Raw genomic sequence first — 24,178 nt, 5'->3', positions numbered from 1 at the left:
TGCTACGCTCCAGGTCCCATGAAGGACTGTCTACCTGTCCGGTTTGCTCTAGCCCTGGCGTTGCTCCTGACGACCGCGGAGGCCATCGCGCGTGAGCAAGAGGAACTCGCGATCCGCACGGTGCTGCTGTCGGAGCACCCATCGGACTTCGTGCCCACCCTCTACGTGAAGGGGAAGGTGGCCACCGTCCTCCGCTTCGAGGCGTCCGTGGACCCCGCGCGGACCCGCATGCTGGCCTGGGAGGGCCGGTTCGAGCCGCTGCTGGTGGGTGGTCGCAAGGTGATTGTCGAACCCCTCCAGGATTTGCGGGAGGACGAAGGACTCCCCCTGCTGGTGACGCTCGCGAATGGCAAGGAGGTGCCGTTTCTCCTCAAGCCCGCGGGGGAGGGGAGACGGAACAGGGTGGATCAACAGGTGAATGTGTTCGAGGACCCCCGCGGCTACGACGCCCTGTACTCGACGCTGATGGACTCACTCAAACAGCGGCGCGTCCTAGAGGAGGAGAACCAGCGCCTGCGAGAGGAGGAGCATTCCGCGGACCATGCGCTCGCGACACTCCTGGCCCAGGGGAACCTCAAGCACACGCCTTTCACCCGTCGCCAGGGCTGGCGTCTCAAGGAGGACGGGGCGGACATCCTGGTGGAGGTGCTCTCCAGCAAGACGCTTCCGAAGGTGGCCGTGTTGTTCACCCTGACGAACCGTGATGCGAAGAAGCCCTGGCGGATGAGGGAAGCCCGTCTGTCCACGGTTTCCGGCGGGAACACACGTGCGTTCGCGCTGCGCATGCAGCAGGAGGAGATTCCGCCGGGCGCCATGGGCCGCATCGCCGTTGTCGCTGACGACAGCGCCTTCCAGTCACCGCAAGGCCTGGAGCAACTGGCGCTGGAGTTGCTCCGTGCGGATGGCTTGTCCCAGGCGTACCTCGTCCTGGAACAGCGTTTCATCCGGGAGTAGATCGACGCGACATGAACGCACCGCGCAAGTGGTCCCCGGTTGCCATCGTGCTGGTCCTGTCGCTGGGCTGCACCACGACCCGAGGGGTCGTGGGGCTTCGTTCGGATGGGACACCCAAGCCCGAGGACTGTCCCGAGGACGCGCTGAACACGATGCGGATTCTGCGCCTGCGTGTAGGCGATGGGGCGAATGTAGCGCTCGACATCAACCAGGACGACGTCAGCCCCATCACGCTCTACGACGGTCCTGTGGAGAGCCTGTTGATCTCCAGCCTCGGGCCCCTTGAAACGACCACCCGTCTCTATGGACGGGTATGGACCGGCGGCCCGCAGGTGGTCGTCCGGTACTACGAGGCGCATCCGCCAGACGGCGACAAGGTTCCCATCTGTGCCGTGGCGCGGCTCTCCAAGGGGCAATTGCGGAAGCGGCCCGACTCCAAGCCAGGAACGGCCATCCTGGAGTTCTCCTCGGCGGGCGTCGACATCGTCGAATCCTATCGCTGAAACACGAAGGCCCCGCGTCCCGGTGAGGGGACGGTGGGGCCTTCTTGCTTCACGCCAGGGTACGGCTCAGGCGTTGGTCGGCGGAGCCTCGGAAGGCTTCGCCTCGCCCTCGGTGGACGCCGGCTCGGTGGCGGCCGGGGCTTCCGTGGGCGTGGCTGCTGCCGCGGCGGCGCGGGCCTCCGCTTCGGCGCGGGAGCGAGCCTGCTCGTCGCTGCGCTGGTCGCTGGCGGCGACTTCGTCCGGCGTCAGCTCCGTGCGGTCCGCGAGCATGCCCGTCTTCTTCTCCAGGTCCTTGATGGCCCGGCGAAGCAGGTCGCGCTCCAGGAGCGTGCGGTTGAGGCGCTTCTCCAGCGCCTTGTACTTGTCCTTGCCCAGGTCGGCCTCGGACTTCGTCACCGACAGGATGCGCGCGTGCGTGTCGGCGCGGCCCTTGAGCCGGCGCACTTCCTTCTCCAGCTCCGCGGCGCGCGAACGGTCCTTGTTCGCCGCCTGCTCCAGCCGGTTCATCTTCTCGCGGTCCGCGTCGTTCAGCTCGCGGTAGCGGCGCACGGGCTCCGCCGGGGCCACGGGCGCGGGCGTCACGGACACCGCCGCGATCACCACGGGCTCGCTCGCGGGGGCGGCGATCTGATCCGCCGGAGCCGAAGCCGGCGCCTCGACGGGGGCAGGGACAGCGGCGGGCGCGGTCGTCTGCGTGGGGGCGGCGGCCGGGGCCTCACGGCGGCGGGGGCCATTGCGCGACTCGGTCTCCGCGCGCAGCCGGGAGTTCTCCGTCAGGGCCTGCGCCAGCTCCGCGCGGGTCTGCTCCAGCTGCATGCTGGCGTTGCGCTCCACCTCGGCGCGGGCCTTCACCAGGTCGTTCGAGCCCTTCTCGCCTTCCTTCTGCTCGAAGAGCTTCCGCTTGGTCTGCTTGAGCTGCTCCTTGACCTCCTGGAGCTGCGCGCGCTGCTCGTCCAGCTCCTTCTGCTTGCGCTGGACCTCCGATTCCGCCTTCGCGCGCGCCTTGCTCTCGGACTCCAGCTCGCCCCGGAACGACGGCGCGGAAGAGGAAGAGGAGAGCGAGGGACGGCCCGCGTTGGCACCAGCGCCGCTCTTGTCTCGGAAAAGCAGCAGACCGAGCGTCACCGCGAACCCGATCGATACGAGGATGAGTGCAAACAGCAAGGGAACGACCTCCACAGAAGGATGCAAAAAGCGGGGCAGCCTACCGCTGGGACATGGCGCGTCAAGGCTTCACTGGCAGGCAACCCGGCGGGCCCCACCCGCCGCGCCGGCCGGGCCGTGGCGCCCGCCTGCATTCTGGCTCCCCCGTCAGCGCCATCCTGGGGCACGCTCGCTCCCCATGGCGCACCTGGAGCTGAAGCCGAAGCGGGACGTGTCGAGCTTCCGCAAGCTCGCCATCGGCAGCTGGGCGACCGCGTATGACCCCACGGTCTACGGCACGCTGACGGTGCGCATGGACGCGGCGCTCGCCTGGATGGACGCCTTCCACCAGCGCACCGGCGTGCGGCTCACCGCGACCCACCTGGTCCTCAAGGCCATGGGCGAAGCGCTGCGCCGCTGCCCGGACGCCAACGCGCTCCTGCGCTACCAGCGCATCTACCTGCGTCAGCGGATCACCGTGTGCGCGGTGCTGCCAGGTGCTGATCAACGCGGCCTCACGCCCGTGCGCATCGAGGACGTGGACCAGAAGTCCGTGCACGAACTGGCGCTGGAGGTGGAGTCCACCACTGCGCGCGTGCGCGAGGGCCGGGACGTCCAGGTGGAGCAGGGCCGGAATCTGCTCAAGCGCGTGCCGCACCTGTTGCTGCACCGCTTCACCGGGCTCGTGTCGTTCCTCACGTACACGTTGAACCTGGACCCTTCGTGGCTCGGCCTGCCCAGGGATCCGTTCGGAGCCGCGGTGGTGGTGGACGTGGGCGAGCTGGGGCTGGACACGGCGTACCTGCCGCTCGCGCCCTTCACCCGCGTGCCCATCTTCCTCGCGCCCGGCGCGGTGCGCGAGGTGGCGGTGGTGGAGGAGGGGAGGGTGGTGCCCGGACACGTGATGAACATCAACGCGTCCTTCGACCACCGCTTCCTCGACGGCTACCACGCGGGCGTCATCGCCAACACGCTGCGCGAGATGCTGGAGCACCCGGTGGAGTCCTTCGGTCCGCTCCCGGATCCATCGGTGGAATAGCCCGCCGTCAACGTTGTCCGCTCGCACGAGCGAAGCGTCCGGGAGGCTGGCCCACGCGCTTGCTGAACGCCGCGGTGAAGGTGCTCGCCGAGCTGTAGCCAACGCGCTCGGCCACCTCCGTGATGGAGAGCTCCTGACCGCGAAGCAGTCCCCTGGCGACGGCCATCCGCCAGTCCAGCAGGTACTCCATGGGGGGCAATCCCACGGTGCGCGTGAAGCGCTCGAAGAACACCGTGCGCGAGAGCGCCGCGCTCTTCGCGAGCTGCGCCACGGTCCACGGCCGCGTGAGGTGGCGGTGCATCTGCCGGATCGCGGGTGCGAGCCGCGCATCCGCCAATCCGCGGAGGAGCCCCGGAGGTGTGTCGCCGCTCGGCGTGGACCGCAGCGCCTCGATGAGCAGCAACTCCACGAGCCGCGTGAGCACGAGCTCGCGCCCCGAGCGCTGTTCGCTCGTTTCGTCCCTGACGAGCTGGACCAGCGTGGAGAGCCGCTCCACGCCGCGCACGTGCACCAGGATTGGGAGCAACGACACCATCAGGGCCGCGTCAGGTGAGTCGAAGACGAAGTAACCCCCGAGCAGTCGCACGTCCGGGCGGCCGCCACGCCGACCGTGACGCACCTCTCCGGTGGGGGAAGGGGCCACCTTGGGGTCGACACGTTCGGCCGTCACCGGCTCGAAGCCGGAGATGGTGAAGCCCGGCGTCGCCGGCAGCAGCACGAAGTCGCCGCCCTCGATCGTGACGGCCGGTTGTCCGTCGATGGCCAGCCGGCAGCTCCCTTCGAGCACGGCACAGAAGCTGGGCTGACCGAAGTCCGAGTAACGAACTCCCCATGCACCCGCTCCGCTGATGCCCTTCGAGAAGATGGCCCTGGGCTGAAGCAGCGCGATGACTTCCGAAAGGGGATCGGTCATGCCCGGACGCTAGCAAAAGAAATGCGGACTCCCCGTAGTGGAGCGTCCTGGATGCCGCCGGTACCTTCAGAACATCGACGCCGCGCGAATCGCGGCCAAAGGAGACGGCATGAAGACGGTGCTCATCACGGGGTGTTCTTCTGGTTATGGACTCGAGACGGCACGCCACTTTCACGCCCAGGGCTGGAACGTGGTCGCCACCATGCGAACGCCGCGTGAGGGTGTCCTCCCTTCGTCGGACCGGTTGCGCGTGGTGCCGCTCGACGTGACGAAGCCCGAGAGCATCGCCGCCGCGCTGGATGCGAGCGGGCCCATCGACGTGCTCGTCAACAACGCCGGCATCGGGCTCATGGGCGCCTTCGAGGCCACGCCGATGGCCACGGTGCGCGAGGTGTTCGAGACCAACGTCTTCGGCGTCATGGCGATGACGCAGGCGGTGTTGCCGCGGCTTCGCGCACGCAGGTCGGGCGTCATCGTGAACGTGACCTCCAGCGCGACCCTGGCACCCATGCCGCTGGTGGCCGTCTACACCGCGAGCAAGGTGGCCATCGAAGGGTTCACGGAGTCGCTCGCCTTCGAGCTCGCGGACTTCAACCTGCGCGTGAAGCTCGTCGAGCCGGGCTATTGCCCTGACACCCGCTTCACGAGCAACGGCACTCCCCGGATGGAGGGACTGTTCCCCGAAGCGTACGCACCCTTCGCCCAGCGCATCTTCAGCTCGCTGGGACAGCCCTCCGCGGTGACGCGCGAGTCCGACGTGGCCGAGGCCATCTGGCGTGCCGCGAACGACACGTCGGAGACGCTCCGCTTCCCCGCCGGGCCAGACGCGGTGGCGCTGGCCCGGTCGGCGTGAACGGCCGGGAGCCTGTCAGTACGCGTACTCCCAGCCTCCACGGCCGCGAGTGCCCTGGCCCATCCGCGCGCTCATCTCACGCAGTCGGCGCACGCGCTCCGGGATGGGCGGGTGCGTGGAGAACAGCGACATCACTCCGCCGTGGTGCAGCGGGTTGACGATGAACAGGTGCGACGTCGCGGGGGCCCGATCATACGGCATCGCCTCCGCGCCGCGCTCCATCTTCAACAGCGCGCTCGCCAGCGCATCCGGGTCACCGCACAGCTCCGCGCCCGTGGCGTCCGCGCCGTACTCGCGCGAGCGGCTCACCGCCAACTGCAGCAGCGTGGCCGCGATGGGCGCCACCAGCAGCAGGCCCAGGTTGGACAGCGCTCCGGCCACGCCACCGTCCCTGTCGTCGTCGCCGCGGCTGAGCATGCTGCCGCCGAACCAGAAGAGCATCTGCGCCGCGTAGCTGATGATGCCCGCGAGCGTCGCCGCCACCGTGCCGATGAGCGTGTCCCGGTTGCGCACGTGGCCAATCTCGTGCGCCAGCACACCTTCCAGTTCGCGCCGGTCCAGGATGTCCATGATGCCCGCCGTCACCGCGACGGCCGCGTGGCTCGGGTTTCGGCCCGTGGCGAACGCGTTCGGCTGCGCGGTGGGGAGCAGGTAGACCTTCGGCTTCGGCATGCCCGCGCGCGCCGCCAGACGCTCCACCATCTCATGCAGCCACGGGGCCTGCTTATGGGACAGCGGCTGCGCGCCGTGGATGGCCAGCGCGATTCGGTCGCTGAACCAGTACGAGCCGAAGTTCATCACCACCGCGAAGAGGCCCGCCATCATCAGCCCCTGCGCGCCGCCCAGCCGCTGGCCGATGACGAGCACCAGGGCCGTCAATCCCGCCAGCAGGACAGTCGTCTTCAATGCGTTGCCCAGCCGGTGCCACCCGCCGCCCTTGAGCGCCGGTGCGGCCGGTCCTCGGGTTGTCATGTGGGGGTCACGCTGCGCCATGTTCCTCGTTCCGTGCCTTTCGCCCCGCCATGGGGGCCACACGAAACGTAAGCAGGAGCAGGGAGGCGTCAACGTAACGGGTCCAGGCTACCCCGGAGGCCCATGGCCCCGGCTGCCGCCCGTCCCAAAGGTAGTGCCGGCCTTAAAGATAGAAACGATCCGCCACGCCCGCCGTACGCTGGAGGATGGCGCTCCACCCGAGCCAGACGTCAATGCCACTGTCGCCCGCCTTCGACTCGCTCCCCAGGGCACCGAGCGAGCCCGTGCAGCCCGCCACCATGCCCAACCCGGACTCGCGCACGTGCTCCAGGAGCGTGCGCACGGTGGGCATGCCGCGCGCCTCGAAGCGGTCCGCCACGTCCTCGCGTCCGGCGAAATCCGGTTCGTCCAACCTGTCCAACAGGAAGCGCTCCAGGGCCCACCAGAACAGGTACACCTCGACCCGCCGCCCGGCCGCGGTCGCCGCCGCCGCGATGGCGAGACCCTGGTGCACACGGTCATATTCGCCACTGTGCAGGAAGACGATGACCCTGTTGTCCGGCGTGCTCACGCGGTGGCTCATACCGTCCAGAAGACAGCGCGTCCATTCACACCCGGAGAGCGACCGGCGGGGCCCTTTGGCTTGCACCTCGGCCCTGGCGCTTGGTAGGAACCTTACGACCTTCCAGGCTTACAGGTTTTTTGCAGCGACAGCGCGGGTGGCTTTCAGCGACATGGGCGACGAGACGACAGCCAAGCGGAAGGATGCCCACCTCGACCTGTGCGCGACCGGCGATGTGGAACCGGCACAGAACTCCACGCTGTTGGAGTGCGTGCACCTCATCCACTGCGCCATGCCGGAGATGGCGGTGGAGGACGTGGACCTGTCCACGCCGTTCCTGGGCAAGCGCCTCCAGGCCCCGCTCCTCGTCACCGGAATGACGGGTGGCACGGATCGCGCGGGCGCGGTGAACCGGGACCTGGCGCTGCTCGCGGAGCGGCACGGCCTGGCCTTCGGCGTGGGCAGCCAGCGCGCCATGGCGGAGGACAACGCGCGCGCGGCGTCGTACGCGGTGCGCGACGTGGCGCCCACGGTGGCGCTCCTGGGCAACATCGGGCTGTACCAGGCCATCGGGCTGGGCGTGGATGGCGTGCGGCGCTTGATGGACGCCATTGGCGCGGACGGCATGGCGCTGCACCTCAACGCGGGCCAGGAGCTGACGCAGCCGGAAGGCGACCGCGACTTCCGCGGCGGCTACCGCGTGGTGGAGGAGCTGGCGCGTGCGATGGGCGACCGGCTGATGGTGAAGGAGACCGGGTGCGGCATCGGCCCGGACGTGGCGCGGCGCCTGGTGGAGCTGGGCGTGCGCAACGTGGACGTCTCCGGGCTGGGCGGCACGTCGTGGGTGCGCGTGGAGCAGCTTCGCGCGGTGGGTTCGCAGGCGCAGGTGGGTGCGGAGTTCAGCGGCTGGGGCATCCCCACCGCGGCGGCCATCGCCAGCGTGCGCAAGGCGGTGGGGCCTGAGGTCCGGCTCGTGGCCAGCGGCGGTGTGCGCGGCGGGCTGGAGTCCGCGAAGGTGCTCGCGTTGGGCGCGGACCTGGCGGGCATGGCGCTGCCGCTGTTCCGGGCGCAGCAGCAGGGCGGGCTGCCGGCCGCGGAGGAGGCGCTGAAGGTCATCCTCACGAGCCTGCGGCAGGCACTGGTGCTGACGGGCAGCCGCTCCGTCGCTCAGCTGCGGCAGCGGCCTCGCGTGGTGACCGGCGCGTTGAAGGATTGGTTGGCGGCATTGTGATGCCGGGTGGATCCCAGGTTGGGAAGGAAGAACATGTCTGACACCGTGACGTCCCGGCTCGCCGGATTCCACAAGCTGCCCCTGGAGGAGCGCCTGGCGCGCATTGGCCAGATGTTCCGGCTGACCGAGGCGGAGCTGGACCAGCTGCGCGGCGAGAACGGCCTGGACCTGTCCATCGCCAACCAGATGATCGAAAACGCGGTGGGCACCTTCTCCCTGCCGCTGGGACTGGGCCTCAACCTCAACGTCAACGGGCGCGACTACCTGGTGCCCATGGCCGTGGAGGAGCCGTCCGTCGTGGCGGCGGTGTCGTTCGCGTCGAAGATCGTCCGCGAGTCGGGCGGCTTCATCGCGGAGGCCGACGCGTCGATGATGATCGGCCAGGTGCAGGTCTCCAACTACGGAGACCCCGGCCACGCGTCCGAGAAGATCCTGGATGCGAAGGATGAAATCCTCGCCCTGGCGAACAGCTTCCACCCGGCCATGGTGGCTCGCGGCGGTGGCGCGAAGGACGTGGAGGTGCGCCTCCTGCCCGCGCCGGAAGGACCGCGCGGCGAGCCGCTGCTCATCGTCCACCTGCTCATCGACGCGCAGGAGGCGATGGGGGCGAACCTCATCAACACCATGGCGGAGGGTGTGGCGCCGCTGATCGAGCAGCTGACCGGCGGCCGGGTGTACCTGCGCATCCTGTCGAACCTGGCGGACAAGCGGCTCGCGCGCGCCACGTGCCGCATCCCGCTGCCGCTGCTGGCGGACTTCGGCCTGCCGGGCGAGGTCATCGCCGAGGGCATCGCGCAGGCGAGCCGCTTCGCGGAGGCCGACCCGTACCGCGCCGCCACGCACAACAAGGGCGTGATGAACGGCATCGACGCGGTGGCCATCGCCACGGGGCAGGACTGGCGCTCCATCGAGGCCGGTGCCCACGCGTTCGCGTGCCGCAAGGGGCAGTACCGCCCGCTGTCCACCTGGTACCTGGAAGAGGGGCACCTGGTGGGCCGCATCGAGCTGCCGCTGGCGCTGGGCCTGGTGGGTGGCCCCATCAAGATCCACCCGGGAGCGCAGGTGGCGCTCAAGCTGATGCGCGCCACCAGCGTGCGTGAGCTGTCCATGGTCTTCGCGGCGGTGGGCCTGGCGCAGAACTTCGCGGCGCTGCGGGCCCTGGGCTCCGTGGGCATCCAGAAGGGCCACATGGCCATGCACGCGCGCAGCGTCGCCGTCACGGCGGGCGCGCGAGGCGGGGACGTGGAGAAGGTGGCCAACCTGTTGGTGAAGGCCGGGCACGTGAAGGTGGAGAAGGCGCGGGAGATCCTCGCGAGCCTGCCGCCGGAGACGCCCGTCGTCGCCACCCTCACCAACGGCTGACGTCCGCCTCCGGGCGCTCCCTTGATGCGGGAGCGCTTGACGGGGCCCGGTGGTGCGCGGAATGAAGGCGCCCGCCCCTTTCGCGAGCCTGGTGCCATGACTTCCGCAATGAATCCCCTGGTCGCCTTCGGTGCTGGCAAGGTCATCCTGCTGGGCGAGCACAGCGTGGTGTACGGCTACCCCGCCATCGCCGGTCCCCTGACCATTGGCGTGGTGGCGCGCGGTGGGCCTTCGCGCTCGTGTGTGCTGGACGTGCCGGTGACGGCGGACGCGGCGCAGAAGCGGATGATGCGCAAGGCCTTCGCGCGCGCGGCGAAGCTCGTGGGCGAGCCGAAGGTGAAGGTCACGCTGGAGCCGCAGTTGCCGCTGTCCGCGGGGCTGGGCAGCTCCGCGGCGCTGGCGGTGGCCACGTCGCGCGTGCTGCTTCAGGCGGCGGGGCAGGCGCCCACGGCGAAGGCGACGGCGCGGCTGGCGTGGGAGATGGAGCAGGAGTTCCACGGCACGCCGTCGGGCGTGGACCACACCACGAGCTCGGAGGAGAAGCTCATCCTCTACCGGCGGGTGCAGTCGCCGGCGGGCGTCACGGGCCGCGCGCGCGAGTTGAAGAGTCCGCGGCCGGTGTCGGTGGTGGTGGCGCTGGCGGGCGCGCGCAGTCCCACGAAGCTGACGGTGGGGGCGCTGCGCGAGCGGCAGGCGCGGTGGCCGGAGCGCTACAAGCGGCTCTTCGGTCAGGTGGGGAGGCTCGTCACCGAGGCGGCGAAGACGGTGGAGGCGGGCGACCTGGAGGGGCTGGGGGACGCGATGAACGTCAACCAGGGCCTCCTGAACGCGCTGGGGCTGTCGTCACCAGCGTTGGAGGACATGGTGTTCCGGCTGCGCTCGCTGGGCGCGCTGGGGGCCAAATTCACCGGGGCGGGAGGTGACGGTGGCGCGGTCATCGGCCTCTTCCCCGAACCGGAGCCCGTGGTCGCGCAACTGACGCGTGACGGCGTGCGCTGCTTCGCGAGTCAGCTCGCGGGGCCGCGGGTCCAGGGAGACATTCCATGAAGGCAACGGTCCGGGCGCATCCCAACATCGCGCTCGTGAAGTACTGGGGAAAGCGCGACGAGGCGCTCATCCTCCCGCACCAGTCCAGCCTGTCGTTGACGCTGGCCCCCATCCACGTGACGACGACGGTGGAGTTCGGCGCGCCGTCGGACACGGTGGAGCTGCACGGCCACGTGGCCAAGGGCAGCGAGCGCGACCGCGTGCTGCGCCTGTTGGACGAGGTGCGCGTGCAGGCAGGGCGCGACCTGGGTCCCGCGAAGGTGGTGTCGCGCGGGGACTTCCCCATGGCGGCGGGTCTGGCCAGCAGCGCGGCGGGCTTCGCGGCGCTGGCGGTGGCGGGGCGCGCGGCGGCGGGGCTGTCTCAGGACACGAGGGCGTCCAGCATCCTGGCGAGGCGGGGCAGCGGCTCCGCGTGCCGCAGCGTGCAGGGCGGCTTCTGCGAGTGGATGCGCGGCGAGCGCGAGGACGGCGAGGACAGCTACGCCGTGCAGCGCTTCGACGCGGGCCACTGGTCGGACCTGCGCATGGTGGTGGCCATCCTCGACCGCGGCGAGAAAGAGGTGAAGTCGCGGGACGGGATGAAGAACACCGTGGAGACGAGCCCCTACTATCCGGCCTGGGTGAAGGACGCGGAGGCGGAAGTCCCTCGCGCCCGGGAGCTCATCGCGAAGAAGGACCTGGAGGCGCTGGGCGAGCTGTGTGAGCGCAACGCGTGGCGGATGCACTCCACTTCGCTCGCGGCGGATCCGCCGCTCTGCTACCTGAACTCGGCGACGCTGGGGCTCATCCAGCACCTGCGCGAGCAGCGCAAGAAGGGCGTGCCGGTGTGGTTCACGCTCGACGCGGGGCCGAACCCGGTGCTGCTGACGACCGCGGCCCACGAGGTCGCGGCGGAAGCCCTGGCCCGCGCCTGCGGAGCCGTGGACGTGGTGCGCTGCGTGCCCGGCGGTGACGCGACGCTGCTCACCGAGCACCTGTTCTGATGGACCGAGCGCTCTCCGCCCCGGGCAAGCTGTTCATCTCCGGCGAGTACGCCGTGCTGTGGGGCGGCGTGTCGCGCCTCGCGGCCGTGGCGCCACGGACGGCCGCCTATGTGCGCAGGCGTCAGGACTCGCGCGTGCACATCTGCCTGGAGGAGGGGACGCTCCAGGGCCTCACCACGCCCCGAGGCGTGAAGTGGGATCGCGAAGTGCCCGCAGGCTTCTCCTTCGTCGCCCGCACGCTGGATGAAGCCCTGCGCGCGCATGGCCGCGCGAGCGTGGGCTTCGACATGGCGGTGGCTCCGGGCGCGCTCGGCCCGGGCGGCCACAAGCTGGGCATCGGGGGCAGCGCGTCCGCGACGGTGCTCGCCGCGGAGGCCGCGCGCTTCGTGCTGGAGGAGAAGTTCGACGTCCTGAAGCTCGCGCTCACCGCGCACACGCTGGGGCAGGGCGGCAAGGGCAGCGGCGGTGACGTGGCCACGAGCTTCGCCGGTGGTGCCGTGCGCTATCGGCGCTACGACATCACCGCGCTCGCGAACGCCGCCAACACCGGCCGCTTCAACGCCGCGCTCGCCGAGTCCCCGCCGGTGGACCTCTGGCGCATGCCCGTGCCGCGCGTGTCCATGCTCTACGCCTTCACCGGCGAGAGCGCGTCCACGAAGCTCCTCATCGGTCAGGTGGAGGCCCGCCTCGCGGACGCCGGGCGCAGGGCCTTCGTGGAGCGCTCGGACGCGTTGGGCCACACGATTGAAGACGGCCTGGGCAGCGGTGACTTCCGTGCCTTCTCCGAAGCCGTGAAGGCCCAGCACGCGCTGCTGCTGGAACTGGGCCCGCTGGAGACCGAAGGCATGCGCCGCGTGCTGGCCATCGCCGCGTCCTACCACTGCGCGGGCAAGCTCTCAGGCGCGGGCGGCGGTGACGGCTGCATCCTCTTCGCCCCGGATGCACAGGCGCGCGATGCGCTGCGCGAGGGCCTGGAATCGCGCGGCTTCCTCACGCTGTCGCTCGACGTGGAACAGGGCGTGCGCGGCGAAGCGCAGACGGATGCGCGGCTTCGCGGCTGGGTGGACGCGCTCACGTGAAATCTGCGCGGCGCGCGCCCGGGTGCGCCGTTAGAACATGTGACCGAACGTGATGTAGAAGCGCTGACGGCCCGTCTCGGTGGAGCGCGCGTAGTCCATGCGCACCACTGCCGCGCGGCGCGAGAAGCGCAGGCCGCCGCCGATTCCCGGGTGCCACTCATGCCACTTGCCGTCCGTCACACCCGGATGCCACACGCGGCCCAGGTCCAGGAACACCACCGCGCCCAGCGCCAGCGGCTGCCCGAAGAAGGCCATCCGCGCCGCCTGGAAACGCAGCTCGGAGTTGCTGAACGCCTTCACGTTGCCGGCGAAGCGGTTGCGCTCGATGCCGCGCACGCTGCTCATGCCGCCAATGCCCTCGGACACGTTGACGCCGCCCGTGGTCATCCACTCGAAGAACGGCACCTCCCCGAAGAGCATGTCCAGCGTGAGCCGCTGCGCGAAGACGAGCCGCGGGGTGATGCGGATGTAGCGGCGCTCGCTCAGCGTCACGCCCGCGTACTGGTAGCGGCTGAAGGTGGCCAGGCCCGACACGCGCAGCGCCACCTCCTCCACGCCGCCTGACGTCGGGTCGGCCTCGTCATCGCGCGTGTCCCAGAGCGCGCCCGCGAGCAGCTGTCCGCTGGGCCCACCCTCGATGCCGATGGGCCGCTCCTGCGCCAGGATGGACGTCTCGTAGGGCGACACGCGCGTGTAGCGCCAGCCGTAGCCCACGTACGACTGGAACGGGTGATTCTCACCGAACGGCCGCCCGCGCAGACGCACCCAGAGGCCCGGCGAGCCCTTGTCGTAGTTGTAGCGCTCGTCGTCCACGTCACCCCGGAAGTCCGGGGCGGACAGGTTGCCCGCGCCGAAGAAGGGGCTGCTCTTCTCCTGGCGGTACTCCAGCCGTCCCTCCAAACGCAGGGGCCCCAGCAACTGCGGCCCGTCGTAACGGAGGTAATGATTCATGGCGCCGCGCGCGGTGAAGAACACCTGCGCGGACAGGGCATGCGCGTAGGGCGCCTTGCTGCCGTCGCCATAGAGGTACATGCCGCCGACAGCGCCGTAGCCGAAGCCCTGATCCGAGCTGAAGGACAGGAGCGGCAGCGCGATGCCGTCCATCGTAGGCGTTCGCTTCACGGGCGAGAGCCCGGGCGCCGTGCGGCTGGCCGCCACGGCACTCAGTGACAGCAGCATGAAGAACAGGAAGACGACTGGAGCCAGCATCGAAACCCCGTGAAGCCCCGAGGGGGCGCATCGATTCCAGCCCGGGACAGAGACCCTTTCCGCCCGCCTGCTCTCCAAGAGAGCAGCGCGGCCTCGGAAGCTCCTGTCCCCCTGAATGCCCATTTTGCCTTGGGGGATGGGGGAGCCGTCAACGTGCGCGAAAGTCTCAACGAGCTCGTCAGCGAGAATTCACGAAATTGGGCGAATACCCTCGTCCGGAGGATTGGATCGAAAGTTCCGCCCGTGGCGGCGCGTCGGCCTCGGAACGCTCTGCTCGTCCATCTGGACGGTGTGCCCAAGGCGCTGCTCGACGAAGCCATTGTCACAGGGCGCATGCCCTTTGTTTCACAGCTGGTCCGCTCTGGCGCGTATCACCTGGAGAACGCATTCTGGGGAGCGCCCACGTCCACGCCGTTCTTCCAGGCGGGGCTGCTCTACGGGCTGCAACACCCCAACCTGCCAGGCTACAGCTGGTACGACCGGGCGCTCGGCCGCAAGGTGCAGATGAACACTCCGGGCGACGCGATGGCCATCGACGCGCGCCTGCGAGGCCACGGACGCACGAGCCTGTTGGACCACGGCGGCCACACGTACTTCTCGCTCTTCCACGCGGGCGCCATGAACCGCATGTGCATGAGCACGCTGTCGAGCTTCAAGCTGATGGCGCGCTCGTTCGCGTACGAGATGCAGGGCCTGGGTTCGGCGCGCACGAGGGGCGCGTGGGACTTCCTGCGTTCCTTCGGCATGGAGTCCTGGCACGCCGTGCGCGAGGTGCGCCAGTGGGCGCGCCAGCTCAACGACTGGCGCCACGAGCAGGGTTTCCTCCTGAGCCGCATCCTCCTCCAGCGGTTGGGCTGGAGCTTCGCGTACACCAAGTCCCTGGTGGACATGGTGCGCGGCGTGCCGCTCATCTACCTGGTGTACGGCAACTACGATGAGGTGGCGCATCGCCGCGGTCCGCGTTCGGAGCTGGCGATGCAGGAACTCCACCGCGTGGACGCATCACTGGCGGAGCTGTTCGCCGTGGCTCGCGCCGCGCCGGAGCCCTACGACGTCATCCTCCTGTCGGATCATGGCCACGTGGACAGCCTGCCCCTGGAGCAGCGCCAGGGCCGGCGCCTGGAGGCCGTGCTCTTCGAAGGCGAGGTGCCCGAGCTGCGCGCGGACGTGCGCCGCGGCCTGCTGGATGGGCGCCAGGATCCAGCCCCGGACAGCGCCGCGCGTGAGCCCTTCATCCCGGTGGTGGTGGAGGCCGGCAACTTCGCCCACATCTACTTGAGCGGCCGTCCCGCGCCGCTGGAGGCGCGCGAACTCCTGTCGCTGCATCCGGAGGTGCTGGCCCGGGCCACCAGCAATCCGGACATCGGCATGGTGGCGATGCGCCGGGGCACCGAGGCGGTGGTGGTGATGGGCGGAGGCGTCTACGGCCTGGAGGACCTGGACCGCGCGCCGCTCACCACCGAGTACAGCAAGCGCGCCGTGGCGGACTTCCTCCAGGGACTGCCACGCATGGACACCGCGGGGGACCTGGTCCTCTTCGGTGAGGCCGTGCAGAAGGGCGGCACGGTGGGCTTCGCGTGGGAGTTCGGCTCGCACGGCGGCTTGACGCGCGTGGAGTCCGACAGCCTGGTGATGTGGCCCGCGAACGGCCCGGTGGACCTGTCTGGCCTCAGCCACTGCGCGCGGTTGCACGAGCGCCTGGCGGAGGCCTACCTGGACACCGGCTCACCGCGGATTCTCCATTGAAACCGAGGAAGGGGAGGACGATGCGGCTTCCCAACGCCGGCGGACGCACGTGGCTCAAGGTGCTGGGCGGAGTGGTGGGGCTCGTCCTGTCCCTGCTCCTGCTCTCCACCGCGTTCTTCAAGTGGAACCTGAGTGGCTCCGGGGACCTGCTGACGCCCCGCTTCCCGCTGGACAAGTTCGTCCGCGACCTGCCGGGGCACCTGGTGTGGCTGGTGCCGTTCATGCTCCTGCAGGCGTCGCTGGTGCCGCTGCGGGCGGTGCAGTGGCAGGCCACGCTGCGCAAGCACATCCCGTTCAAGGACCGCTTCCAGATGGTGGGCATTGGCGTGTTCGTGCACAACGCGCTGCCGGGAAAGCTGGGCGAGGTGACGCGCTCCTTCCTCCTGTCGCGCACGCACAACATCCCCTTCATCCGGAGCCTGGGCTCCGTGGGCGTGTGCAAGCTGATGGAGTTCGCCTGTCTGATGCTGCTGGTGGCCCTGTCCTTCCTGGGCCCCTTCGGCGAGACCATGGCCCACTTCCGGACGGAGCTGCACGTGGCGCTGTCGCTGTGCATCGGCCTGGTGGCGCTGGTGGTGCTGCTGGCCCACTGGGCGGCGCCCCTGGGGCGCTGGCTGCATCAGCGTCACACCATGCCGCGCGTGGACAGCTTCCTGAATCACGTGGGCGAGGGCCTGGGCACCGCGCGCTCCTTCAAGGGCATGGCGAAGGTGTTCTTCTTCTCCATCTTCCCGGTGTTCGCCTCCGCGCTGGCGTACGGCCTGGCGCTGCATGGCGTGCACATCCCCGGCGGCCTCTTCGCGGGTGCCGTCGTGCTGGGCGCCATCTCCCTGGGGCAGTCGCTGCCGGGCGTCCCGGCGGGCATGGGCATCTACTACTTCGTCACCAGTTGGGCGGCGCGCGCGCTGGGTTCCAACCCGGAGGACGCGGCGGCCTTCGCCACGCTCACGCACCTGGGCACCGTCATCAGCCAGGTGGCTGTGGGCGCCTGGTGCGTGCACCGCTCCAAGCTGCGGATCCGCGACCTGCGCAAGGGAGGCAGGCTGGCCAACGCCGCCGCGCACCACGTGGCGCATGAAGCGGTGGAACCCGCGCCGCCCTGAGCCGCGCGAAGAGGGCAGGGCCGGAAAACAAAAAGGGCCCCGACTTGTGGTCGGGGCCCTTCGATTACTTCATGCCCAGGAGAGGACTCGAACCTCCATGCCCTTGCAGGCGCTAGACCCTGAATCTAGTGTGTCTACCAATTCCACCACCTGGGCAGGTGGCTCGCGGTGCCTTGCGGCGCCGTGATGGGCGAGACGTATAAAGAACCTCCCCCGCCCGGTCAACACCCTTTTTCAGGCTACTTCTTCAGCGGCCAGCGGCCCTCGGACTCGAGCTTCCGGCGGATGGCCGGGTTCTCGTCCATGAAGGCGACCAGCGACTCCTCGGTGATTTCCACCGTGATGTCCTCGCCGCCGACCTCCGTCTGACACGACAGGCGGGAGTACGGCCGGACGTCGAAGCCCATGTCCAGGCGGTCCATCTCGTCGTCCCGCTGCTCGCTCAGCGAGTCCAGACCCTTGCGGATCCAGACATGGCAGGTGGAGCACCCGCACACGCCGCCGCAGCTGTGGCCCACCTGGGCCTCGCCCTTCTCCGCGGCGTCCAGCAGGGTGGTGCCTTGGGGCACGTCCACGGCGACCTCGGCCAGGGGGCTCTTGAAGGTGACCTTGGGCACGGCTCAGTACTCCTCCACGGAATGGCCGGACACCACCTGGGTGATGGCGCGGTTCATGACCCGTTCGATGAAGGCCCGGGACGCCTCGTCCAGCGCGTGCAGGGCCTCCTTCACGGCCATGTAGTCCTTGCCCTGCGCGGCTTCGCGCACGCGGGTCATGGCGGCCTGGATGGCCTCCGGCTCGTCGGCCTGGAGCAGCGCCGCGTTCTCGCGCAGCTGGCGGTCGGCCTCGGAGAGGACGCGCTCGGCCTCCACCTGCTGCTCGCGCAGCTGGCGGGCCTGGATGTCGTCCTCCGCGAAGTCGATGGAGTCGAGGAGCATCTTCTCGATCTCCTCCTCCGACAGGCCGTGGCTGGGCTTCACGGTGATGGCCTGCGCCACGCCGGTGCTCTGCTCCTTGGCGGTGACGGACAGGATGCCGTCCGCGTCCACCTGGAAGCGCACCTCCACGCGGGCCATGCCGGCCGCCATGGTGGGGATGCCGGAGAGCGTGAAGCGCGCGAGGCTGCGGTTGTCCTGCACCAGCTCGCGCTCGCCCTGCACCACGTGCACGTCCAGGCCTGTCTGGCCGTCCTTGAACGTGGTGAACACCTGCGCCGCCGCCGTGGGGATGGTGGAGTTGCGGGGGATCAACTTCTCCGTGATGCCGCCCATCGTCTCCAGGCCCAGCGACAGGGGGATGACGTCCAGCAGCAGCACTTCGTCCTGGCGGTCGCCGTCGGTGAGGAGGCTCGCCTGGACCGCGGCGCCCAACGCCACGACCTGATCCGGATCGATGTCGCCCAGGGGCTCGCGGCCGAACATCTCCGCCACGAAGCGGCGCACCGCGGGCACACGCGTGGAGCCGCCCACCAGGATGACGCCGTCCAGCTCGCCCGCCGCCACGCCCGCGTCCTTCAGTGCACGCCGGCACACCGTGCCCGTCTTCGCCACGAGCGGTTGGATCCACGCCTCGAAGTCCGCGCGGGACAGCGGCTGCGAATGGCCCTCCACGCTGAGCGTGACCTCCGCCGCGTCGGTGAGCGCCTCCTTCGCCTTTCGAGCGGCGACCATCAGCTCCGCCACCTGCGCGGGAGTGGGGGCCTGGACGCCCATCTTCTGGAGCACGTGCTGCGCGATGGCGCGGTCGAAGTCGTCTCCGCCCAGCGCGGAGTCACCGCCGGTGGACTTCACCTCGAAGACGCCGTCCTCCAGCTTGAGGATGGAGATGTCGAACGTGCCGCCGCCCAAATCGTAGACGGCGAACATCCCCTGGCTGCCCTTGTCCAGGCCGTACGCCAGCGCGGCGGCGGTGGGCTCGTTGAGCAGGCGCAGCACCTCCAGGCCCGCGAGCTTCCCCGCGTCGCGGGTGGCCTGGCGCTGGGCATCGTCGAAGTAGGCGGGCACGGTGATGACGGCCTGCTCCACCTTGCCGGAGAAGTGCGCCTCCGCGCGGCGCTTCAGGGCGCGGAGAATCTCGCCCGACACTTCGATGGGCGTCACCGGCTGGCCACCGGCCACGTTGAAGCGCACCACGTTGGCGCCGGGGGCGAAGTCGTAGTGGCCCAGCTTGCGCGTCTCCGGATCGTCCGGGCTGCGGCCCATGAAGCGCTTCACCGACACGATGGTGTCCGTGGGGGCCTCGGCCGCGAGCTTCCGCGCGCGGGCGCCCACCACCACGCCGCCGTCCCTGCCGTAGTGCACGACAGAGGGCAGCAAGAGCGAGTCGCCGTCATCCACCGGAACGCACCGGGGCTTGCCCTGGGACACGGACGCCACCAGCGAGTGCGTGGTGCCCAGGTCGATGCCCACCACGTGGCCCTTCGGCTTGAGCGGGTCGTGGATCTGCAGATAGCCGTTGTTGCTCACGCGAGCACCTCCTCCTCGAACGCGTCCACCTGCTCGAGGAAGCGCGTGAAGTAGCGCACCCGCCCCAGCGCGTGCGACGCCTTTCTCACCCCGTCCGGAGAATCCCCAGCGCCTTCCAGCGTGCCGAGCGCCGCCACGGCCTCCTGGAGCGCCGCCGCCTTGCGGTCCGCCACGTCCTTCGCCATGGCCTGGGCCCTGGGCAGGTCCTTCGCCGCGATGGCTTCATCCAAGGCCTCGCGCAGCTCCATGACCTCCTCCAGGAACTCCAGGGGCATGTCCTTCTGGGCGCCCGCGTCCTCGCGGTCCAGGTCCACGCCGTGGAGCTTGAGCAGGTAGAAGGCGCGGCGCACCGGGTCCTTCAGTGTCTTGAAGGCCCCGTTGAGGGCGGTGGTGCCCTCCACGGCGGCCAGGCGCGCCTTGGCGTCACCGGGGCCGACGCGGTCCGGGTGCAGTTGGAGCGACAGCTCCCGGTACTGCTTCTCCAGGGCCGGCACGTCCACGGCGTGGGAGCGGGGCAGCCCGAACACGTCGAAGTGGGTCCTCACGGTGCGCACATCCTCACGGGAAACGAAAAAGGGGCCCGGCACCGGGCCGGACCCCTGCTGCCCGCTCCCTGACCGACGGGGCGGGCGGGAAGGCCGCTTCAGGCTCAGACGGAGAAGCTCTCTCCGCAGCCGCAGGCGGCCTTGATGTTGGGGTTGTTCAGCTTGAAGCCGGACGCCATCAGCGACTGCTCGAACACCAGCTCCGTGCCGATGAGGTACAGGTAGCTCTTGGGGTCCACGAAGACGCGCACGCCGTCGCGCTCGAACACCTTGTCGCGCTCGCGGGACTTCTCCGCCCACTCCATGGAGTACTGGAGGCCGGAGCACCCGCCACCCTTCACCGCGATGCGCAGGCCGGCGTCTGGCGTCTGCCGTTCCACCAGCAGCTGCTTGAGGCGCGCCACCGCGCTGTCCGCCAGGCCAATGCCCTTGGGGGCCGGCTTGGCGGGCGCCTGAGGGGCCTGGGTCGTCTGGGCCTGCTCGTTCATGGGGTCGTCCTCAATCCTGGAAGAAATACCGCGCGGAGCTTCAGGCCTGCCGCGACGCGCGCTTCTTCTTGAAGTCTTCGATGGCCGCCTTGATGGCGTCCTCGGCCAGCACGGAGCAGTGGATCTTCACCGGGGGCAGCGCCAGCTCCCGGGCCACGTCCTTGTTGGAGATGGTCATGGCCTGATCCACCGTCTTGCCCTTCACCCACTCGGTGACGAGCGAGCTGGACGCGATGGCGGAGCCGCAGCCGAAGGTCTTGAACCGCGCGTCCTCAATCACGCCCGAGTCGCTGATCTTCAGCTGGAGGCGCATCACGTCGCCGCAAGCGGGGGCGCCCACGAGGCCGGTGCCGACGTTCGGGTCGTTCTTGTCGAGCGTCCCCACGTTGCGGGGGTTCTCGTAGTGCTCGATGACCTTCTCGCTGTAAGCCATGCGTCTAACGCTCCTTCATCATCCAACGCTTGAACTGATGCGCCATCCGGGCAACCGATGCGCGGCCGGGCGGGCGGGGGGTTCCGTGCCCGGCTGGAAATCTTGAGAGGAGGGGAGCGCCTGGTGGGCGATCCACTCGATGCTCTAGTGGGCGGTCCACTCGATGCTCTTGAGGTCGATGCCTTCCTTGGCCATCTCGTACAGAGGGCTCATGTCTCGCAACTTGCGGACTTTGTCCACCACGAGGCGGATGACGAAGTCGACCTCCTCCTCCGTGTTGAAGCGGCCCAGGCCGAAGCGGATGGAGCTGTGCGCCATGTCCTCTTCGACCCCCAGGGCGCGCAGCACGTAGGAGGGCTCCAGCGACGCGGACGTGCACGCGGAGCCGGAGGACACCGCGACGTCCTTGATGGACATCATCAGGGCCTCGCCCTCCACGTAGGAGAAGGAGATGTTGAGGCTGCCCGGCATGCGGTGCTCCATGCTGCCGTTCACCGTCACCATGTCCAGCTGCTCCATGATGCCGGTGCGCAGCCGCTCACGCAGGCGGAACAGGCGCGCGGACTCCTCCGGCAGGTCCAGCTTCGCGACCTCGGCCGCCGCGCCGAAGCCGACGATGGACGCCACGTTCAGCGTGCCGCTGCGCATGCCGCGCTCGTGACCGCCGCCGTCCACCATGGGCGCGATGCGCACGCGCGGCTTGCGGCGAACGTAGAGGGCGCCCACGCCCTTGGGGCCGTACATCTTGTGCGCGCTGATGGAGGCCAGGTCGACGTTCATCTTCTCCACGTCGAAGGGCACCTTGCCCACGCCCTGCACCGCGTCGCAGTGGAAGAGGACGCCCTTCTCACGGCACAGCTTGCCAATCTCCGCCACCGGCTGGACCACGCCGATCTCGTTGTTGGCGAACATGATGGAGACGAGCACCGTCTTGGGCGTCATCGCCGCGGCCAGCTTCTCCAGGCTCACGCGGCCGTCCTTCTCCACGTCCAGGTAGGTGACGCGCGCGCCACCCGTGGGCATCTCCGCCCACTTCTTGTACGTGTCGTCCGCGTCCAGGTTGAACTTCACCGCCAGCTCGGGAACCTCTTCCGGCGTGACGTCGCGCTCGGCCAGCTGGCCCAGGCGCAGGAGCTTGAGCTCGTCCAGGCGCTCCTGGCGCACGCGCTCCAGGCGCTTGCAGGTATCCAGGACGGCCTTGTGCTCCGTCTTCAGGGTGATGATGTGGTCGCCCTTGGACTTGTAGAACTCGATGACGCCCTTGATGGCCAGGTTGTCGGACTCGGTGGCGCCGGAGGTGAAGACGATCTCCTTCTCCGACGCGCCAATGAGGTCCGCCACCTGCCGGCGCGCCTTCTCCACCGCGGCCTCGGCCTTCCAGCCGAACGCGTGATTGCGGCTGGCCGCGTTGCCGAAGTCCTCGCGGAGGTAGGGCAACATCACTTCCAGCACCCGCGGGTCGAGCGGGGTGGTCGCGTGGTTGTCCATGTAGATGGGCAGGCTCAGCATGAAATCCTCAGAAAGAAGTGACGCAGGAGGGTGGAACACCCCTCCGCTCCCCGGCGACGCGGTGGGTCCGCGCGCAGCGGCAGGGTCTACATGGGCCCACACGAATGTGGACCGGACTGGTCAATTATAAAATCGACCCCCCTCGGGTCAAGGGAACATGGGGTCCAGGGCCCGTGTCTTCGACGCACCAGGTCGTGGGGAGTGCCGGGCAGGTTCAACACTCCTCCAGAGTGGAGCACTCCGGCTGTGCCAGGTTGGAGCGGGGTGATCCGAAACGGTGCTTCGCGAGCCCATAAGTGCCCGTTTCGTGGCACCCCGGGACATGGCCGGGCGCCTGCACTGGAGACGGCGCGGAGGGTGTCAGACATGAGCGCCAACGCGAAGTCGCAGGCCCGGAGCAACGCCCAGGACACGCAGCAGGACGGGACGGGGCGGCCGTCGCTGGTCCGCCTGGAGGGAGGGCTGGATCGCTCCCGCTACGTGGACGGCTGGCGGGCGGGCAAGCCCGCGGAGGACCCCGACAAGGTGAAGAAGTGGGGCCTCATCACCGCGCGGCCCAGTGAGTTCCTCATCCACATGCGCCGGGGGCGCGTGCGCGAGGTGAGCGGCCAGGGCGCGAGCTGCTTCAAGTTGCCGGGGGACTCGGTGGCCATCGTGCCCACCAGCATCCAGCGGTTCCAGTTCACCGCGGATCAGGTGACGAGCGAGAAGGTGGGCGTGGCGGTGACGGGCCTGGCGGTGTACCGCATCGCGGATCCGCTGGTGGCCTTCCGGATGCTCAACTTCAGCTACCCGGAGCGCGCGCAGGAGAAGCTGGCGGAGCTGCTCGGGGAGATGTTCGTGGGCGCGGCGCGCCGGCTGGTGGCGAACCTCACCGTGGAGGAGTGCCTCACCCGGCGCAAGGAGGGCATCGCGGCGGAGCTGATGCGCGAGATTGCCCCGGTGCTCTCCGGACGGGGCCGGCTGGAGGACCGCACCGACGTGGGCTGGGGCGTGCTGCTGGACACGATTGAAATCCAGGACGTGCGCGTCCTGTCCTCTTCCGTCTTCGAACACATGCAGGCCCGCTTCCGCCGGGAGCAGGAGCGGCAGGCGCGCGAGGCGGAGCTGGCCAAGGAGCGCTTCGTGCGGCGCGAGGAGACGGAGGCCGAGCGCGTGCTCAACCTCCAGAAGCTCGCCGCGCGCGAGGAGGTCCGTCAGCGCACCCAGGCCACGGAAGAGCAGGCGCAGATGGAGCAGCTCGCGCAGGAAGCGCGGCTGGCCCAGGCGAAGATGGAGCAGGCGCGTCAGCAGCAGCAGGAGCGCACCTCCGTGGACCGCGAAGTGGCGCTCGCGAAGCTGACCGCGCAGGAGGAGGTCCGCACACGCACGGAGGCGCTGAAGGAGCAGGCCCGGCTGGAGGCGCTGGCCACGGACGCACGCCTGGAGGAGGCGCGGCTCACGAGCGAACGGCAGCTCGCGTACAACCGCGCGCAGGGTGAACTGGAGGAGCTGCGCTGGGAGCAGGAGGCGGAGGCCGCCAAGGCGCAGGTGGAGTTGGAGCGGATGCGCCGCCAGCAGGAATCGGAGGCCGCGCGTCACGAAGTCCAGCTCGCCGTGGCCCGGCAGGAGGCCGAGCAGCTGTCCGCCCGGCTCCAGGTGCTGCTGGCGAAGCAGTCCATCGCGGAGGCGGAGGCCGGCATCGCGGAGCTGGAGCTGCGGCGCACCCGCGCGCAGCAGGGGCTGGAGATGGAGCGCGCGCAGACGCTGCGTGACATCGAGAACTCGGTGAGTCCAGAGGTCATCCAGTTGACGTTGGCGCAGCAGCTGCCGCAGGTGGCGGCCGCCTTCCAGCAGCGGATGGGCGAGGTGCACGTGACAGCGGTGGATGGAGCGAACCCCTTTGGCTACATCGCCGCCGCCGTGGAGGGCGTGATGGGGCTGGCACGCTCCGCGGGGCTGAAGGTGCCTGCCGCCCCCGCGGAGATGCCGGCGGGGTAGCCGCGTCCCCGGCCTCCGCATATAGAAGGGAGCCTCCGAAGGTCCGGACGCGCGGAGGC

23 protein-coding genes and 1 tRNA gene are annotated in these 24,178 nt (G+C 69.6%); 12 read left to right on the top strand and 12 right to left on the bottom strand.

Going from position 1 to position 24,178, the window contains the following annotated elements:
- The first annotated feature begins 60 nt into the window (after nt 1-60).
- Nucleotides 61-954: a DUF2381 family protein gene (locus D7Y04_RS24500; RefSeq protein WP_158620598.1), complete on the top strand. Its 894-nt coding sequence runs from the start codon at nt 61-63 to the stop codon at nt 952-954.
- 11 nt (nt 955-965) lie between these two features.
- Nucleotides 966-1,457: a serine/threonine protein kinase gene (locus D7Y04_RS24495; RefSeq protein WP_120594860.1), complete on the top strand. Its 492-nt coding sequence runs from the start codon at nt 966-968 to the stop codon at nt 1,455-1,457.
- A 66-nt stretch (nt 1,458-1,523) separates the two neighbouring features.
- Here D7Y04_RS24495 and D7Y04_RS24490 read toward each other — a convergent pair whose 3' ends face one another.
- Entirely contained in the window at nt 1,524-2,621 is a 1,098-nt protein-coding gene (locus tag D7Y04_RS24490; protein ID WP_120594859.1) for a cell envelope biogenesis protein TolA, read from the bottom strand.
- A gap of 178 nt (nt 2,622-2,799) precedes the next feature.
- On the opposite strand from D7Y04_RS24490, the gene D7Y04_RS24485 reads away from it, so the two are divergent.
- Nucleotides 2,800-3,639, top strand: a complete 840-nt coding sequence (locus D7Y04_RS24485; RefSeq protein WP_121760855.1) for a 2-oxo acid dehydrogenase subunit E2 — start codon at nt 2,800-2,802, stop codon at nt 3,637-3,639.
- Between the two features lie 7 nt (nt 3,640-3,646).
- Here D7Y04_RS24485 and D7Y04_RS24480 read toward each other — a convergent pair whose 3' ends face one another.
- Nucleotides 3,647-4,552, bottom strand: coding sequence for an AraC family transcriptional regulator (locus tag D7Y04_RS24480; RefSeq protein WP_121760854.1), 906 nt, complete (start codon nt 4,550-4,552; stop codon nt 3,647-3,649).
- Nucleotides 4,553-4,661: 109 nt separating this feature from the next.
- On the opposite strand from D7Y04_RS24480, the gene D7Y04_RS24475 reads away from it, so the two are divergent.
- The gene (locus tag D7Y04_RS24475; RefSeq protein ID WP_233601562.1) at nt 4,662-5,405 is read left to right on the top strand and encodes an SDR family oxidoreductase; all 744 of its coding nucleotides are present in this window, start codon (nt 4,662-4,664) and stop codon (nt 5,403-5,405) included.
- A 15-nt stretch (nt 5,406-5,420) separates the two neighbouring features.
- On the opposite strand, the gene D7Y04_RS24470 is transcribed toward D7Y04_RS24475, so the two are convergent.
- Both D7Y04_RS24470 and D7Y04_RS24465 read right to left on the bottom strand, forming a co-directional pair.
- Nucleotides 5,421-6,377 (bottom strand): zinc metalloprotease HtpX, encoded by a 957-nt coding sequence (locus D7Y04_RS24470; RefSeq protein WP_121760853.1) that lies wholly within the window; start codon nt 6,375-6,377, stop codon nt 5,421-5,423.
- Between the two features lie 163 nt (nt 6,378-6,540).
- Entirely contained in the window at nt 6,541-6,948 is a 408-nt protein-coding gene (locus D7Y04_RS24465; protein WP_233601561.1) for a hypothetical protein, read from the bottom strand.
- A gap of 163 nt (nt 6,949-7,111) precedes the next feature.
- On the opposite strand from D7Y04_RS24465, the gene fni reads away from it, so the two are divergent.
- The 5 genes from fni to D7Y04_RS24440 all read left to right on the top strand — a co-directional run bounded on the left by fni (nt 7,112) and on the right by D7Y04_RS24440 (nt 12,641).
- The gene (gene fni, locus D7Y04_RS24460) at nt 7,112-8,170 is read left to right on the top strand and encodes a type 2 isopentenyl-diphosphate Delta-isomerase (RefSeq protein ID WP_121760852.1); all 1,059 of its coding nucleotides are present in this window, start codon (nt 7,112-7,114) and stop codon (nt 8,168-8,170) included.
- A gap of 33 nt (nt 8,171-8,203) precedes the next feature.
- The gene (locus D7Y04_RS24455; RefSeq protein ID WP_121755364.1) at nt 8,204-9,532 is read left to right on the top strand and encodes a hydroxymethylglutaryl-CoA reductase, degradative; all 1,329 of its coding nucleotides are present in this window, start codon (nt 8,204-8,206) and stop codon (nt 9,530-9,532) included.
- 108 nt (nt 9,533-9,640) lie between these two features.
- On the top strand, nt 9,641-10,579 hold the full coding sequence (gene mvk, locus D7Y04_RS24450; protein WP_120594852.1) for a mevalonate kinase: 939 nt from the start codon (nt 9,641-9,643) through the stop codon (nt 10,577-10,579).
- The gene (gene mvaD / locus D7Y04_RS24445) at nt 10,576-11,562 is read left to right on the top strand and encodes a diphosphomevalonate decarboxylase (RefSeq protein ID WP_121760851.1); all 987 of its coding nucleotides are present in this window, start codon (nt 10,576-10,578) and stop codon (nt 11,560-11,562) included. Before mvk ends, mvaD begins: the two co-directional genes overlap by 4 nt.
- A complete protein-coding gene (locus D7Y04_RS24440) occupies nt 11,562-12,641 on the top strand; it encodes a mevalonate kinase (protein ID WP_121760850.1) in 1,080 nt (359 codons plus the stop codon). The genes mvaD and D7Y04_RS24440 overlap by 1 nt, the downstream gene beginning before the upstream one ends.
- Before the next feature lie 30 nt (nt 12,642-12,671).
- Here the strand turns inward: D7Y04_RS24440 and D7Y04_RS24435 are convergent, their stop codons facing one another.
- Nucleotides 12,672-13,850 (bottom strand): BamA/TamA family outer membrane protein, encoded by a 1,179-nt coding sequence (locus tag D7Y04_RS24435; RefSeq protein ID WP_120594849.1) that lies wholly within the window; start codon nt 13,848-13,850, stop codon nt 12,672-12,674.
- 243 nt (nt 13,851-14,093) lie between these two features.
- On the opposite strand from D7Y04_RS24435, the gene D7Y04_RS24430 reads away from it, so the two are divergent.
- On the top strand, nt 14,094-15,596 hold the full coding sequence (locus D7Y04_RS24430; RefSeq protein WP_370457207.1) for an alkaline phosphatase family protein: 1,503 nt from the start codon (nt 14,094-14,096) through the stop codon (nt 15,594-15,596).
- Nucleotides 15,597-15,616: 20 nt separating this feature from the next.
- Nucleotides 15,617-16,699 carry a lysylphosphatidylglycerol synthase transmembrane domain-containing protein gene (locus D7Y04_RS24425; protein WP_120594848.1) on the top strand — a complete coding sequence of 361 codons (1,083 nt, stop codon included), beginning with the start codon at nt 15,617-15,619 and terminating at the stop codon, nt 16,697-16,699.
- A 72-nt stretch (nt 16,700-16,771) separates the two neighbouring features.
- On the opposite strand, the gene D7Y04_RS24420 is transcribed toward D7Y04_RS24425, so the two are convergent.
- The 7 genes from D7Y04_RS24420 to D7Y04_RS24390 all read right to left on the bottom strand — a co-directional run bounded on the left by D7Y04_RS24420 (nt 16,772) and on the right by D7Y04_RS24390 (nt 22,136).
- Nucleotides 16,772-16,855 (bottom strand) — tRNA-Leu (locus tag D7Y04_RS24420).
- Nucleotides 16,856-16,938: 83 nt separating this feature from the next.
- Nucleotides 16,939-17,316 carry a 2Fe-2S iron-sulfur cluster-binding protein gene (locus tag D7Y04_RS24415; RefSeq protein ID WP_120594847.1) on the bottom strand — a complete coding sequence of 126 codons (378 nt, stop codon included), beginning with the start codon at nt 17,314-17,316 and terminating at the stop codon, nt 16,939-16,941.
- A gap of 3 nt (nt 17,317-17,319) precedes the next feature.
- Nucleotides 17,320-19,164, bottom strand: a complete 1,845-nt coding sequence (gene hscA, locus D7Y04_RS24410) for a Fe-S protein assembly chaperone HscA (protein ID WP_121760849.1) — start codon at nt 19,162-19,164, stop codon at nt 17,320-17,322.
- Nucleotides 19,161-19,709: a Fe-S protein assembly co-chaperone HscB gene (gene hscB / locus D7Y04_RS24405; RefSeq protein ID WP_120594874.1), complete on the bottom strand. Its 549-nt coding sequence runs from the start codon at nt 19,707-19,709 to the stop codon at nt 19,161-19,163. Before hscB ends, hscA begins: the two co-directional genes overlap by 4 nt.
- 104 nt (nt 19,710-19,813) lie before the next feature.
- Nucleotides 19,814-20,197: an iron-sulfur cluster assembly accessory protein gene (locus D7Y04_RS24400; RefSeq protein ID WP_120594845.1), complete on the bottom strand. Its 384-nt coding sequence runs from the start codon at nt 20,195-20,197 to the stop codon at nt 19,814-19,816.
- Nucleotides 20,198-20,237: 40 nt separating this feature from the next.
- The gene (iscU, locus tag D7Y04_RS24395) at nt 20,238-20,630 is read right to left on the bottom strand and encodes a Fe-S cluster assembly scaffold IscU (RefSeq protein WP_120553652.1); all 393 of its coding nucleotides are present in this window, start codon (nt 20,628-20,630) and stop codon (nt 20,238-20,240) included.
- Nucleotides 20,631-20,774: 144 nt separating this feature from the next.
- On the bottom strand, nt 20,775-22,136 hold the full coding sequence (locus tag D7Y04_RS24390; RefSeq protein WP_233601571.1) for an IscS subfamily cysteine desulfurase: 1,362 nt from the start codon (nt 22,134-22,136) through the stop codon (nt 20,775-20,777).
- 369 nt (nt 22,137-22,505) lie between these two features.
- Here D7Y04_RS24390 and D7Y04_RS24385 point away from each other — a divergent pair, with 369 nt between their 5' ends.
- A complete protein-coding gene (locus D7Y04_RS24385) occupies nt 22,506-24,119 on the top strand; it encodes an SPFH domain-containing protein (protein WP_121760848.1) in 1,614 nt (537 codons plus the stop codon).
- Nucleotides 24,120-24,178 lie beyond the last annotated feature (59 nt).

Origin of the sequence: Corallococcus sp. AB038B (genome assembly GCF_003668955.1) — a bacterium.
GTDB lineage: Bacteria > Myxococcota > Myxococcia > Myxococcales > Myxococcaceae > Corallococcus > Corallococcus exiguus.
Note: the sequence above shows the minus strand (reverse complement) of the source record. Positions and strands in the feature narration are given on the sequence as shown.

Excerpts from the sequence above, each read along its gene's own strand:
- D7Y04_RS24385 (WP_121760848.1), top strand. The coding sequence starts at position 22,506 with ATGAGCGCCAACGCGAAGTCGCAGGCCCGGAGCAACGCCCAGGACACG.
- iscU (WP_120553652.1), bottom strand. The coding sequence starts at position 20,630 with ATGGCTTACAGCGAGAAGGTCATCGAGCACTACGAGAACCCCCGCAAC.
- D7Y04_RS24425 (WP_120594848.1), top strand. The coding sequence starts at position 15,617 with ATGCGGCTTCCCAACGCCGGCGGACGCACGTGGCTCAAGGTGCTGGGC.
- D7Y04_RS24455 (WP_121755364.1), top strand. The coding sequence starts at position 8,204 with ATGTCTGACACCGTGACGTCCCGGCTCGCCGGATTCCACAAGCTGCCC.
- D7Y04_RS24485 (WP_121760855.1), top strand. The coding sequence starts at position 2,800 with ATGGCGCACCTGGAGCTGAAGCCGAAGCGGGACGTGTCGAGCTTCCGC.
- D7Y04_RS24440 (WP_121760850.1), top strand. The coding sequence starts at position 11,562 with ATGGACCGAGCGCTCTCCGCCCCGGGCAAGCTGTTCATCTCCGGCGAG.
- D7Y04_RS24435 (WP_120594849.1), bottom strand. The coding sequence starts at position 13,850 with ATGCTGGCTCCAGTCGTCTTCCTGTTCTTCATGCTGCTGTCACTGAGT.
- mvaD (WP_121760851.1), top strand. The coding sequence starts at position 10,576 with ATGAAGGCAACGGTCCGGGCGCATCCCAACATCGCGCTCGTGAAGTAC.
- D7Y04_RS24495 (WP_120594860.1), top strand. The coding sequence starts at position 966 with ATGAACGCACCGCGCAAGTGGTCCCCGGTTGCCATCGTGCTGGTCCTG.
- fni (WP_121760852.1), top strand. The coding sequence starts at position 7,112 with ATGGGCGACGAGACGACAGCCAAGCGGAAGGATGCCCACCTCGACCTG.
- D7Y04_RS24400 (WP_120594845.1), bottom strand. The coding sequence starts at position 20,197 with ATGAACGAGCAGGCCCAGACGACCCAGGCCCCTCAGGCGCCCGCCAAG.
- D7Y04_RS24470 (WP_121760853.1), bottom strand. The coding sequence starts at position 6,377 with ATGACAACCCGAGGACCGGCCGCACCGGCGCTCAAGGGCGGCGGGTGG.
- D7Y04_RS24480 (WP_121760854.1), bottom strand. The coding sequence starts at position 4,552 with ATGACCGATCCCCTTTCGGAAGTCATCGCGCTGCTTCAGCCCAGGGCC.
- D7Y04_RS24475 (WP_233601562.1), top strand. The coding sequence starts at position 4,662 with ATGAAGACGGTGCTCATCACGGGGTGTTCTTCTGGTTATGGACTCGAG.
- mvk (WP_120594852.1), top strand. The coding sequence starts at position 9,641 with ATGAATCCCCTGGTCGCCTTCGGTGCTGGCAAGGTCATCCTGCTGGGC.